The following is a 12,497-nucleotide window of genomic DNA, read 5'->3' on the forward strand; positions in this document are numbered from 1 at the left end:
AATGAAACGCATTTTCAAAAAGAAAAACGCTGCCCTGACCAATAAACTCAAGGGAGCGATTGCCGAGATATCTATTGATGTTTTTGGCTACGAGAAAAAGATCTCGCATAATATTATCAACCACACGCGCAATATCGCCACTTGGGAAAATGTGCTCAGCGAGCGACTCTACTTACGTATAAGTCAGGAAGAGCACAAGGTTATTTCAAATTTATACGATCAGGATCAGCATATTAAGTCTGTACCAACTGACGAACTTGCCTTTTTCTTTTTAGAGGAAGGTATCGCGGTATTACCCAATGTTCGCAATAAAATTGCCTTCAGTATCAAAAAGTATCTCAAGGAGTTTGCCACGGCCAATCAAATCTGTGAGCAAGATGTTCAGATCTGGCTCAATGTCAAACAAGATGTTGTAACAGTTAAAGCTTTTCACAATAAGACCTACATCAAAGAAATTTCACTTTTATCACTCATCAAATACTTTAAATAATGGAAAAGAAGAAAAAAGGCTGGAAACTTGGCCAAGACTCAGAAACTAAAATGATTGTCTGGTTCAAGGATGGTAATGTGCGCACGATGTACTCTATCGACTGGCGTCATAAATTATCCAAAACTAAAAGTAGGGAAACTGGTCTTTCGCGCTTTCGCAAAAAAATAAAAGAATACGGTCCGCTCGCAGGCACAATTGAGATTTATGACAAAGCAACAGGTCAACGCATCGCCAAATTCTACGAAGGAAACGAGATGAATATTAACGCTGAAGCCAACTGATATGAGAACCATTTTAGAACTGAAAAAACGACTTAAGAACGAAACCTTATTCAGCAGAAAATATCCTGATTATAAAGATGACGATGATAAAATTCATTTGTTGTATGTTTCGCCTTGTTTAGATTCCACAGGGTATTACCGTGCAATAACACCTGCTTTGGAACTTAACAAGACATCATCTCATTGCGCGATTATTACTGCTATTGAAACCTTTAACTTCAATAAGCGCTTTGAAGATTATGAGAATCTGATTGATGAAAAACTACTATACTGGGCAGATTATGTGATCTTCCCAGTTATCTTTTCAGATATTGATTTCTTTATAAAAGCAATTCGTGTATTGCGACCAGATGTTCAATTGGTAATGGATGTCGATCAAAATTTTACGGCTATTCCTCAAAGTCACGCATTGTCGCGCAAAATCAGCACTCGTGATAAAGAGCAATTATTGTCAAATATGATTTCTATGGATGTGGTAACAGCTGCTACAAAACCATTGGCTAGTTTTTATAAAAAGATATTACTTGACAATTTTCCTAATCATAGTACGCACGTTGCGCAATTGCCCTCTTTGGTGTCACGACTTGGTTATGAAGAGATACCACCTTTAAAACGTAATGAGTCTGAAACAATCAGGATTGGGATTATAGGTAGTAAAAGTCAGCTTGAAGATTTGCTAATCCTTAAGGAACTAGTTGCAAAAACTAAAGAAGTCCTTAAAGAAGGAGTTCAATTTGTATGCTATGGTTGGGATGGAAAAGATAGTAATGGCGAGCTAGTTCTTAAAGGACTAGCAATAGAATATCATAAACCTGTGGCGTTTGAAAATCACTTTAAAAAACTGAATGATTTGGCACTGGATATGGTTCTTTTACTTTCTGAAAAGAACCGCTTTTCTCAATGTGCGCCTTACACTGAGCTATTGGAAGGTGCTGTTTTTGGTATTCCAGTAATTGCATCAAAATTTCATTCAGCGGAACAAGTCCTTAAGGAAGGAGAAACAGGATTACTTGCCGAAAGCGCTGAAGACTGGGTAAACGCTATCCAACGTTTAGTTTCTAATAAAAAGCTACGCGATCAGATGGGTAAGAATGCCCTGAAGTCTATTTGGATGGAGCAGCATTTTACGAGCAGGCAACTTCAGAGGTTTCAGGATTTGTTTATTTAAAAATCAAATAATTTATATAAACTAATCTCCTTTCTTGTGCTTATGTGGTTTTAATGATGGCGTATTTCCACCAGTCTTTTTATTATCTCGTTGGCGTCTGTCTGGTTTTCCCGTTGATTTGGCAGTTCTTTTTGGACCTGGTTTAATTCCCATAATTTTAAGTTTAAATTCTTTACTAATTTAATCATTTATAAGCTCGTTAGAAATTTAAGTTTTCAACATAGTTTGAATTTTTTTTAGAAAAGACCATTGTACCGATAACTTCTTTTTCTATTTATCCCATCCATAAATTCACAACCCTAGCCACCGCTAGGGTTTCTTGATTTTAGACTAAAAAACTAAATGCTGTAACGTACCGCAATCCCTTTCCCTTACGTCACTTTCGCGAAAGCGAAATCTATATTTATCCCAATACACACCACAAACTAGTCCCTAAGCGACTAGCAAATTTTGGGAACGCAAATGCAATTAACCAGTACATTCAACAAACAGAAAAAAGGCATCGAGCTTCACTTTAGCGAAGTCCTTCCTAAAGAACTAGCATTTCATTTGAAGGAACTTGGTTTTAAGGAAACACTGTCAGACCCAATGAAATGGTATGTTGACAATCATCCTGCATACTGTCGCTATGTCGAAGAGTTGGAAAAGGAATTTGTAAAAGATGGCGATTGGAAACACGTATTGATCCATCCATCTTTTGAGTCGTCCTTAGAAAACATTGACAAAGGGCAATTTACCTATGTAACGATCTTCCTTAAGGGGCAGGAAAAAGCAGAACAGGAAAACTATGTCGTTTTTGATTCTTACAAGAAAGTCGCTCACGAGATAGCGAGTCGTTTTGCAATGCGCAAGTATGGCGATACACTCAAACATATAGAAGTACATCCTCGCAACTACAAGAGAAAGTCACGCGTCCTGTTTAGAGATGGGAAAGTGATTGACGGTATGGTCGCTTTAGAAAGCTTGCCTACCCAAAACGAAGTCGTTAAGGAAGTGACTGAAAATGATGCGCTAGTCGTTAAGGAAGGAGATACTGAAATTGAGAAAGTCCCTAAAGAAGGAGCTGAAGAAAAAAAGAAAGTCGTTAAGGAACCAGAAGATGATTCTGGTTATAAAACAGATGCAGAACGTAATCTTTCCACAAGATCAGTTTTAAAGGAAGTCATTGAGAAACTGAATGAGCAAACCGAAGAGCTGGACGTCGAACCTGAAACCATTATCGCCACCACCGTAATGGATCTGGAAGATGCTGCCGATCAATGGAGCGAAATCCATTTTAAGAATCATCTCTTAAAAGCACTTCAAAATTTTAAAGATTGGGTTTACGATCTGTCTATTAAAGATCGAGCGATGGCATTAATGCAAGTGAACCGGTTGAATCGATCTTTGAGTCTGGAGCTTATTCCCTTAAAAGAAGTTGAAACTGAAGCTCGGTCTATTGCTAAAGATATTTTTAATCGCGATCACATAGTTCCCAATGTGCTTGTTCCTGTTCACGCAGGCGAGCCTTTCCAGTCTGGCAGTTTGACCATAGGCGATGGTAACTTTTTAAAATTTAAGTTCCCCCAACTTTATACGGTAAATGATGAGAATCTGAAACAAGTTTCTGGTTTGGAGCTTTTTCAATTGTCACAGATGCCGCATCCTAACGATTATGGTATTGCTGTTAATCGCTCAACGCTGTTGCAGGAATGGGAAAATCGTGGTCCAGAAGCATTTGCAACCATCGGTTATCCTACTGATCTCAATTATCCTTATGTGAACATTCACGCAGGCTATAAAAGCGTATCGTCATTGGGTGCTGAAATCGACATCGAGAATAACAGCCATAAGTGGTGGTCTGTGGTGGAGCATTCACGTCCCATCGCAGATCCCCAGAAAGGAATCGAGATTATCGATGCGATGTTACTGCAATTGGTAGAAGATCATCTGGACTATGTAAACCCTAAAACTGGTAAACCCAAAACGGATAAGAAATCCAAAGAAGCTTTCAACGAGATGCAGTGGCAGATGAATCGTTTGGAGCGTTCTAAAGCCAATATTCAGGATTATTTGGATGGACAGCAAAAACCAGAAAGCAAACCAAAATCACTTCCCAAAAAGCAAAAGACCCAAAAGTCAACTACTAAAAACGATTATATAGATCGTGTGGTTGCTGTGATGCATACCGCTTTCGCGAAAGCGGAACGCCTATCAAAAAAGAAAGTCGAAGCATTAAAAAAAGAAACCGGCGCACCCAATTTAGGTGCACTCTGGGAAGCGGTGGAATTGAGTTGGTTGTTATGGTACAAAATGCTCTACAAAGAACCAATCCCTTTTGAAAGTCGCTTACGTAAAATGGATTTTTTCTGGAGTCAAGTGCAGCCAACATATGCCTATTCAGATAGCAGCAAGGAATTGTATAAGCAATACTCAACGCCTTGTCCCATAGGTGCCATCGTTGCAGAATACACCCAAATGAAGGATGCAGAATTCATCTTTGAGCCAAGTGCTGGCAATGGATTATTACTCGTAGGCGCAAATCCAAGAATTACGCACGTCAATGAAATAGATAACAGTCGAAAAAAGTCGCTCGAGTATCAGGGTTTTGGACGTATTACAAACAACAATGCCGCTGAACCTTTTCCAGAAGTAATGAATAAAGTGCACGATGTGGTGGTGACCAATCCGCCATTTGCACGATGGGAAGCGTCCAAATTTGATAAGCAGCGTATTGCAAACAAATATTTCAATAAACAGCGTGGTATTGCAAACCATATCCGATTAGAACATTTAATGGCTGGACTGGCGTTGCACACGATGAAAGATGATGGCAAAGCGGCAATTATCATTATGGGTCACGTGTATTACGGCGAAGATGGGTTGTTTGCAAAATACCGTCCATTTTTTAACTGGTTGTACCGTCATTATCACGTGGACGATATTATCAATATGAACAGCTACAAGCTCTACAATAAGCAAGGCGCTGTGACTAAGACGATGCTCATTCTAGTAGGTGGTCGTAAATCAAAACCATCTGGTGTGGCGCCAGATCAGACCAAAGCGCCCGAACTGGATACAATGGTTGAAACTTTTTTTGACCTCTGGAAACGTGTCAAATCACACATCAAACCCAATTTAAACACACTCATCTCTCAACTCAAAAAAGCACGAATACAATGATATTTTATAACAACCAATTAATGTCTGGCGATGTCAAGGCGCGACTGTTTGTGGTTTCAAATCCTTCAAAATTTAAAAGGTTTGAAGATCACGAAGCAGGCATATTCATCCAGCTACACGAACTCATTGAGCAGGCAAAGGAATTAGGCGAAGATCCTATTGCGCTCATTGAAGAATACTTGGAAGTCATCTATAATGATGGAACGAGTACTGAAGAAATTGCGAGCTTTTTATTAGAAACCGATAAGATGCAGACCGCGCTCTGGACGCTCAAAGAAAGTTGGGATAAAATGGATGACAGCCTGCCCACGGACTCATTAATGTATGGCGGAATGGATAAGGAAGATGCCGTGCAATTATATTCAGAAACCACGCTTCGGAGCTACTTGGAAGCATTAGCACTTTTCAAAAATGAATAACGAAGAACTCGATATAAAGGAAGCTGAATACAGCCAGAACGCAGATGAAGTAGCAAAACTTGCCACTCAGGAAGCGGCATTAGTACCTTATGCGTCCAAGTCGCAAGCACCTTACAAAATGAATACGCAAATCCCGCGTAATATGGCTTTTGAAGTTCAAAAATCATTGAACCGAATTGTAAAGGACAAAGGCAACATTGATAATTATGTGCGTAACCAGCTCAAGTATGAATCTACCAAAGAGATGTGGAAAGGTCTCGGCGCAGAACAGGTGGATGCCGTAGGCTTATATCTCAAGCAGTTTGAGAACGAGCAAGGCATTATTATAGCAGATCAAACGGGAATTGGGAAAGGCAGGCAAGCAGCGGCGGTGATACGACACGCAGTTATGCAGGGCTTTCTTCCCGTTTTCTTTACAAAAAAGCCAGACCTTTTTACAGATATGTACCGCGATCTCAAAGCGATTGGTTTTGACAATATCAGACCATTTATAGTCAACACCGATACAGATTCAAAGGTAAAAGATGCTCAAGGAAATGTAGTGTTTACACCGATGAGCAGCAAGGCACAATATGAGCTGATTACTACCGAAAAGGAATTCCCCACAGAAAGCATCGAGTCTATTGAGTGGCACAAGAAAATCGGTAAGAATTTACCAGATCCAGACAAGGTGCCTTTCATCACTATTACGGAAACCTTAGACCATTTGCCTGTAGGTTACGATATGATTTTTTGCACTTATTCTCAAGTGCAGTCCGCACATCCTTATAAAAGATTGTGGCTAGAAAGTATGGTCAATAATGGTTTGGAAGGCAGCAAAAAATATAAGAAGGTCATCTTCATTCTCGATGAGTCGCATATGGCAGGTGGTTTTGATAGCATCATTGGGACGTGGATGCGCAACGTATTACCACAGACGAAAGCTTGCTGCTTTTTGAGTGCGACGTTTGCCAAATATCCCGAAGTAATGCCATTTTATGCAAAGAAAACTGCTATTGCCGAAACTGGATTGACCGATGCAAGTTTTGTACGTTCTATGACCAGCGGTGGACTGGCGCTTCAGGAAATTGTGGCGTCCAACCTTTCTGAAAGTGGTCAGCTCATTCGTAGGCAAAGATCAAATGAAGGTATCAAAGTAGATTATATCACGCTCGATGCAGAACCACAGCGCAGCATCAGCCGTGCGAGTGTAAATAGTATCATTTCCTTGATGAATGAAGTCGTTCAGTTTGAACAGGAATTTGTCGCGCCTATTTTGGCAGATATTCACGCTTCCGCGAAAGCGCAGGGCGAACATATGTCTTCCAAACCTAGAAGTCTGGGCGTAAAACAATCGCCATACTTTTCCAGAGTATTCAATATCGTTGACCAAATGCTTTTTGCATTGAAAGTAAAAGATGTGGTAGATCATACCATTAAATTACTGAAGGAAGATAAGAAAGTCGTGATCGCTTTTAAATCTACAATGGGTGCATTTTTAAAAGAAATGAACTTGGTAAGTGGCGATGTGATTCCCAAGGAGCAGATGGATTTTGTGAGAACGTTGGTTCGTGGTTTGGATGGAATTTTCAATTATAGTTATACCGCTATTGATGGCTCAAAAACACGTGAGCGTATAGAATTGGAAGAGCTGTCACAAAAAGGTATCGAGAAATACAAAGACATTAAAAGCCGAATGGTTCTTGAGAGTTCAGGACTTTCTATCTCGCCTATTGATGAGTTGATTCACTTCATTGAGAAAAAGAAAAAACCAAAACATCTTGGTGGCCATACCGATTTGTATTTTAAGGTTGCCGAAGTCACAGGTCGTAATCAGCGCATTGCGATGGAAGGCGACGAAGCAGTGGTACAATCCTTCCGCAGTAATACGGAGCGTTCTTTTAGAATGTTCAATGGTGGCGATTATGATGTGCTGCTGATTAATCAAAGTGGTTCTACCGGATCATCAGCACACGCAAGTAAAGATTTTAAGGATCAGCGCCAGCGAGCGATGATTGTGCATCAATTTGAGTTGGATATTAATACTGAAGTTCAAAAGCGTGGTCGTATCAATCGTACTGGTCAAGTAGTTTTACCAGAATACTATTACATTACGAGTGATATTCCTACGGAAAAAAGATTGATGACTATGCTCAAGGCGAAATTAAAATCGCTGGATGCCAATACCACAGGCTCACAGAAAACCAATGATGAGACTTTAAAGAGTGCCGATTTCTTGAATAAGTATGGAGACATCGCTGCGTGGAATTGGGTAGATGAGAATCAGGAAATGATGGAGCAATTGGGATATCCTACCTACCAAAAGAAAACTGATAAAAACGGCTACATACGCTACGAGCGCAATGGTTTTAAGGATGGAGCCGTACGCCAGCTGACAGGTAGAGCTGGATTGCTAAAAGTTGAAGAACAAGATGCTCTTTATGATGATCTTCTGGAACGCTACGACCATCAGATCAAACTTGAAAAACAGCAAGGAACTTATGATTTGGAAACGGAGTTCCTGCCGCTCGATGCCGAAACTAAAAAGCGCTTTTTGTTTCAGAAAGGTCAAGGTGGCGCTACGCCATTTGGAAAAGACACGGTACGCGATATTACTATCGTCAATAATCTAAAGCGACCGTTTACCAAACAGGACATCGATAAGCGAATTACTGACGCACTTGAAGGACAGAAACCAGTTCAAGTGCAAATGAAAATGGTAGATGCCATCAATGAGAAATATCCATTGCTTATTGAAGAGCGAAAAGCGAAAAGGCTTGATGTCATAAATAGACTGAAAGAAGATCGCGACGATTTACCGCAGCGTGGTAGTGGCGATTCTGAAAAGGAAAATGAGCGTATTCAGTCTGACTGGACAAAGTTGGAAGAAATTATTCACGCAAAAACATCTCAGCTTGCCACTTATGTGGCAGGCTTGGAGAATACGAAGCGTTCTATCGTAAGGTATATCACAATGTGGAACATCGGCGATGTGGTGCGCGTTCCGTTTATTGGGACAACCATCAATCCGTCTTGGGGAATCTTCTTGGGAGTGAGTATTGGTAAGTCTGGAAAGAACCCATATACGCTGAGTAACATCAGTTTGAAATTTGGAGTCACAGATTCACGAAAGATTTTGACCTACAGTCTGCAACCAGCAGAACAAAGCTTTATCTCACAGATCTTCACGGAAAGTCGTGACATTTCCGAAGCAGATGTACAAATGGTCAATCTGGAATGGAATGAGTTGATTAAAAAAGCATCTTCCAAAAGGGAACGACGTCACATCCTTACCGAAAACATTGTAGGGGCATCCAACCAGATTGGAACTCAGAACAAGCTCATTAAGTACAACACTAAAGAAGGAACGATCAAAAATGGCATATTACTGCATCGTGATTTTGGTAAGGATGGTGAAGCAAATTCAGCAGTACTGCCTGTTTCGGAAGCATTCAATATCATTCGGAAACTTGAAATAGATGACTTCTTTGCAGACCACAAGCTCAACTTTCGCGTAAAGCGAATTAGTGAAAATTATTTTCAGTTGTACTTGGATAAAAAGGATTTGTACTCAGCTATTATTGATGAAAAGTTACGTTCGTTTTTAAAACGTGCTGAAGGACAATCAAATGATGAGCTACCCGATTTTGTTCAGAATGCTGGCGATATGACGGCTGCGCTACATATAGAAAAGTTGCAGATGTTTCTGAACCGTTTGGATGCGTTTGGTGTTCAGTTTTTGGGACACGCTCGCGAACTTGAAGATTGGGAAATTGAAAATGAAGCCGACTGGAAATCGAAGACAAAATCCACTTCTGGCAGCTATAAATTTCGATTGGGACGTACGTATGGTCAAGGAAGTAATCCTACAACCGGCTTTGTAAGTTATGAGGAGCCGAACTCGCAATATGAGTATGGTTTGGTTATTTACAATAGAACACTTTCAGATAAGGAAAAGTTCAATTACTCATTAATTCCTGTCTTTAAAAATGTCGAAGAACCGTATCAACTTTGGAAAACTGAAACGCTCGCATCAGGCTTGAAAGATGATTTTAATAACATCATTAGTGATGTAAAAAGGCTAACGCTACACGATGCTATTGAGAGTTTGGGATATTTCATTTTGAACCATCCGCACGAAGATGGTAATGCCGAATTTGTTTTTGGCGACTACACGGCACAGGATCTCGGTCGCATTTTTTATGAAGATACGATCGCACAAATTTCCGCCATTGATGAAATTTTAAATCAACTGCAAATCGTAAAAATCTAATGAAAGTGAATCCCAACAAAATGTACGTCTTGTACAGTCCATTCTACAATACTCGTAAAGGTATTTTTAGTGGAAAACCAACAACGATGCAAGAGCTGAAAAATAAATTTAGAGGTGGTATGGATGCTCAAATGATCGTGGCCATTTATTCTACAAAGAAAGAAGCAAACGCTGCCGCAGATACACTTTTTAAAAAATCACGTAAGTATGACAAATAGAAAACTCGATATTCCAGAAGTACAACAGATTCCACAATTTATGAAAGTGATGGATGATCTGAGCGTTGGGAACAACCCTTATTTGGTTGGAAGTGCTGGAACTGGAAAAACAACCTTAGGCGAAAAGATTGCCTATGCCATCAACGGAAGATCTGAAAATGATGGACAGGAATTGCCTTTTACTATTGTGAATTGTAATCAATGGACATCGCCAATTGATATTAAAGGCGGTCAGACTATTACTGGCTACAAAGAAGGTGCATTGATTGAAGCCTGGCGTGATGGCAAAATCCTGATTTTGGACGAAATGCCAAAGTTGGATGCCAATACCGCAGGATTACTCAATGATGCTTTGGCTAAAAGCGCCAAAGAAGATGCCATTATCTTTAACGGTAAAAATGAGCCAGTCGTAAAGCACCGCAACTTTGGTTGCATTGCTACTGGTAATGTGATTGGTAAAGGAGCAAGTGGTAATTATGTAGGAAACAACAAACAGGATGCCTCTTTGCTCGACCGATTTAGTGGTTGTATTTACCGCATAGGATTTAATGAAACTTTAGAGCGCCAGCTAGTTTATCCACCAGTTGTGAATATTTGTCTGGAGATACGTAAATCCATCCTACGTTACGAAGGAAAAGAAGGTGGCGATGACGATACTGAAGATATAATGACCTTGCGTACGATGCTCAACCTAGAACGCGCTTACGAACTCGAAATGAAGCGTGAAACAGGAATGAAAGATGAGTTCGGTAAAACCTACCGTAAAATGCCAAATGGCAAAACCCTAAAAGATGCACTTCACAGCTACTTTCTAGCAATGAATAAAGAAAAAGCGGAACATATCAAGACTGAAGTAAATCTCGAAGGGTTCCTTAATTCTTATAAAGGTAGTGTGATGAAGGCTGAATTTATTAAGGAGTTCAAGAGGCGGATTGGGTAGATCTAGCAGCAACTAGTTCTCCCTTGAATTGGTGGGCAAGCAACTGTTCCATAAGAACAAAACACGCAACAATCTCCTTCATTTGGTTTCAAAACTGTTTTACAATTCTCACATTCATAGAAAAATTGACAAGCATTTGTTGGCATATCTTCTTCTTTTTTATGTCCGCAGTTAGGACAGGTAATTTCTGATTTTAATATAGTTTCCATTCAATTTTTTTTTAAAGCATATATGTTATATCTGAAGCCAATGTAGGATATGCGAAAATCATTTTTCTAATATCATTAATTTTCAACTTTGTTTTTATGGCCATTGCGAAGAGATTTATGGTTTCTTCTGTATGTGGTCCGATTAAATGCGCTCCCAAAATTGTTTGGGTTTCTACGTCAATTATAGTTTTGAACGCATATTCTTCTACATTCAAACGTTTGGCATTGAACCAATTGCCAACCTCTTTATAATTTACCTGAATATTGTAGTTCAGCGCTTTCGCTTTCGATTCAGAATAGCCAACAGACGCAATTGTAGGCAATGTAAAAACTACCGTTGGCATTGGTGGGTAACTTATTTCTTTAGAATTGCCCTTGATTATATTTGAAGCAACCGTATGACCCTCCAAAACCGCAACTGGGGTTAAAGGCAAACCTTCTGAATCTGCCGCATCGCCGGCTGCATAAATATGAGGGTTTGAAGTACTTTGAAGGTATTTGTCTACCGTAATACCTTTGTTAGTAAATACAATGTTGGCTTCGTCTAAATTTAAATCGAATATTGAAGGTGGACGACCAGCAGAATTAAATACTGCTTCCGCTTCAAAATACTCTGTTTTCTCTTGAGATTTACCTTTTATCCTATACTGATTATCTACTTTCTCAATAACAGTAACATCTGTATTAAGAATGAGTTTTATCCCTAATTCTTTTGTGGCAGAAACAAGATGTTTTACAATATCTTGTTCAAAATTTTCCAAGGGATTTTGTCCACGATGAACAATAGTAACTTCTGCTCCACATCGAGCTGCGATATGGGCGAACTCAAAAGCGATATAGCCACCACCGATAAACAATAATGATTTTGGCAATTTTTCTAAATTCAAGAAATCGGTACTGGATTTGGCATAATGACCACCTTCAAACTCTAAAACTCTTGGTTTTGAACCTGATGCGATTACAATTTTGTTAGCCCTTACTTTGTCGTTTCCAAGTTCTAATGTGTTTTCTGACAAAAATTTTGCTGAACTATGGAATGTATCTATACCGCTCTTTTCATATCCCTTTTCTATTTTAGGCGGCATCTCATCTACAAAAGTTTGTTTAAAATCCATAATGTCCTTCCAATTGACTTTAGGTACGGTGTCAATGCCATTACCTTTGAGCCTTTTAGCAAAGTCTCGTACTTCCGTAGCCCCTATAATCACTTTTTTTGGGTCACAACCTCTTAATGCACAAGTACCACCGTATGGTAATTCATCGGTTATGCCGACCGAAAGACCTTTTGAGGCACATTTATTTGCGATAGTCATTCCTGACATTCCTGAACCAATTATGAATACATCATATTCTTTCAT

At 39.6% G+C, this 12,497-nt stretch carries 11 protein-coding genes; 8 read left to right on the forward strand and 3 right to left on the reverse strand.

Features of this window, described 5'->3' with window-relative positions; translation table 11 throughout:
• Position 1: 1 nt before the first annotated feature.
• From DDD_RS03160 to DDD_RS03170, 3 genes are read left to right on the forward strand one after another with little or no spacing between them, the layout of a single operon-like run.
• Positions 2-490 (forward strand): hypothetical protein, encoded by a 489-nt coding sequence (locus DDD_RS03160; RefSeq protein ID WP_015361293.1) that lies wholly within the window; start codon positions 2-4, stop codon positions 488-490.
• Positions 490-771 carry a hypothetical protein gene (locus tag DDD_RS03165; RefSeq protein ID WP_041566887.1) on the forward strand — a complete coding sequence of 94 codons (282 nt, stop codon included), beginning with the start codon at positions 490-492 and terminating at the stop codon, positions 769-771. The genes DDD_RS03160 and DDD_RS03165 overlap by 1 nt, the downstream gene beginning before the upstream one ends.
• 1 nt (position 772) lies before the next feature.
• Positions 773-1,939, forward strand: a complete 1,167-nt coding sequence (locus DDD_RS03170) for a glycosyltransferase (protein WP_015361295.1) — start codon at positions 773-775, stop codon at positions 1,937-1,939.
• 21 nt (positions 1,940-1,960) lie between these two features.
• Here DDD_RS03170 and DDD_RS18315 read toward each other — a convergent pair whose 3' ends face one another.
• A complete protein-coding gene (locus DDD_RS18315; RefSeq protein ID WP_015361296.1) occupies positions 1,961-2,092 on the reverse strand; it encodes a hypothetical protein in 132 nt (43 codons plus the stop codon).
• A gap of 309 nt (positions 2,093-2,401) precedes the next feature.
• Here DDD_RS18315 and DDD_RS03175 point away from each other — a divergent pair, with 309 nt between their 5' ends.
• From DDD_RS03175 to DDD_RS03195, 5 genes are read left to right on the forward strand one after another with little or no spacing between them, the layout of a single operon-like run.
• The gene (locus tag DDD_RS03175; RefSeq protein ID WP_015361297.1) at positions 2,402-5,101 is read left to right on the forward strand and encodes an N-6 DNA methylase; all 2,700 of its coding nucleotides are present in this window, start codon (positions 2,402-2,404) and stop codon (positions 5,099-5,101) included.
• Positions 5,098-5,520 (forward strand): hypothetical protein, encoded by a 423-nt coding sequence (locus DDD_RS03180; protein ID WP_041566888.1) that lies wholly within the window; start codon positions 5,098-5,100, stop codon positions 5,518-5,520. The genes DDD_RS03175 and DDD_RS03180 overlap by 4 nt, the downstream gene beginning before the upstream one ends.
• Entirely contained in the window at positions 5,513-9,772 is a 4,260-nt protein-coding gene (locus tag DDD_RS03185) for a strawberry notch C-terminal domain-containing protein (RefSeq protein WP_015361299.1), read from the forward strand. The genes DDD_RS03180 and DDD_RS03185 overlap by 8 nt, the downstream gene beginning before the upstream one ends.
• Positions 9,773-9,777: 5 nt before the next feature.
• Positions 9,778-9,990, forward strand: coding sequence for a hypothetical protein (locus DDD_RS03190; protein WP_146250759.1), 213 nt, complete (start codon positions 9,778-9,780; stop codon positions 9,988-9,990).
• Positions 9,980-10,930 (forward strand): AAA family ATPase, encoded by a 951-nt coding sequence (locus DDD_RS03195; protein WP_015361301.1) that lies wholly within the window; start codon positions 9,980-9,982, stop codon positions 10,928-10,930. Before DDD_RS03190 ends, DDD_RS03195 begins: the two co-directional genes overlap by 11 nt.
• Before the next feature lie 2 nt (positions 10,931-10,932).
• Here DDD_RS03195 and DDD_RS17495 read toward each other — a convergent pair whose 3' ends face one another.
• Complete coding sequence (locus DDD_RS17495) at positions 10,933-11,139, reverse strand: GDCCVxC domain-containing (seleno)protein (RefSeq protein ID WP_083892368.1); 207 nt, start codon at positions 11,137-11,139, stop codon at positions 10,933-10,935.
• An 11-nt stretch (positions 11,140-11,150) separates the two neighbouring features.
• Positions 11,151-12,497, reverse strand: coding sequence for a dihydrolipoyl dehydrogenase family protein (locus DDD_RS03200; protein ID WP_015361302.1), 1,347 nt, complete (start codon positions 12,495-12,497; stop codon positions 11,151-11,153).

Source organism: Nonlabens dokdonensis DSW-6 (assembly GCF_000332115.1).
Lineage (GTDB): Bacteria > Bacteroidota > Bacteroidia > Flavobacteriales > Flavobacteriaceae > Nonlabens > Nonlabens dokdonensis.

Excerpts from the sequence above, each read along its gene's own strand:
- DDD_RS03160 (WP_015361293.1), top strand. The coding sequence starts at position 2 with ATGAAACGCATTTTCAAAAAGAAAAACGCTGCCCTGACCAATAAACTC.
- DDD_RS03165 (WP_041566887.1), top strand. The coding sequence starts at position 490 with ATGGAAAAGAAGAAAAAAGGCTGGAAACTTGGCCAAGACTCAGAAACT.
- DDD_RS03170 (WP_015361295.1), top strand. The coding sequence starts at position 773 with ATGAGAACCATTTTAGAACTGAAAAAACGACTTAAGAACGAAACCTTA.
- DDD_RS18315 (WP_015361296.1), bottom strand. The coding sequence starts at position 2,092 with ATGGGAATTAAACCAGGTCCAAAAAGAACTGCCAAATCAACGGGAAAA.
- DDD_RS03175 (WP_015361297.1), top strand. The coding sequence starts at position 2,402 with ATGCAATTAACCAGTACATTCAACAAACAGAAAAAAGGCATCGAGCTT.
- DDD_RS03180 (WP_041566888.1), top strand. The coding sequence starts at position 5,098 with ATGATATTTTATAACAACCAATTAATGTCTGGCGATGTCAAGGCGCGA.
- DDD_RS03185 (WP_015361299.1), top strand. The coding sequence starts at position 5,513 with ATGAATAACGAAGAACTCGATATAAAGGAAGCTGAATACAGCCAGAAC.
- DDD_RS03195 (WP_015361301.1), top strand. The coding sequence starts at position 9,980 with ATGACAAATAGAAAACTCGATATTCCAGAAGTACAACAGATTCCACAA.
- DDD_RS17495 (WP_083892368.1), bottom strand. The coding sequence starts at position 11,139 with ATGGAAACTATATTAAAATCAGAAATTACCTGTCCTAACTGCGGACAT.
- DDD_RS03200 (WP_015361302.1), bottom strand. The coding sequence starts at position 12,497 with ATGAAAGAATATGATGTATTCATAATTGGTTCAGGAATGTCAGGAATG.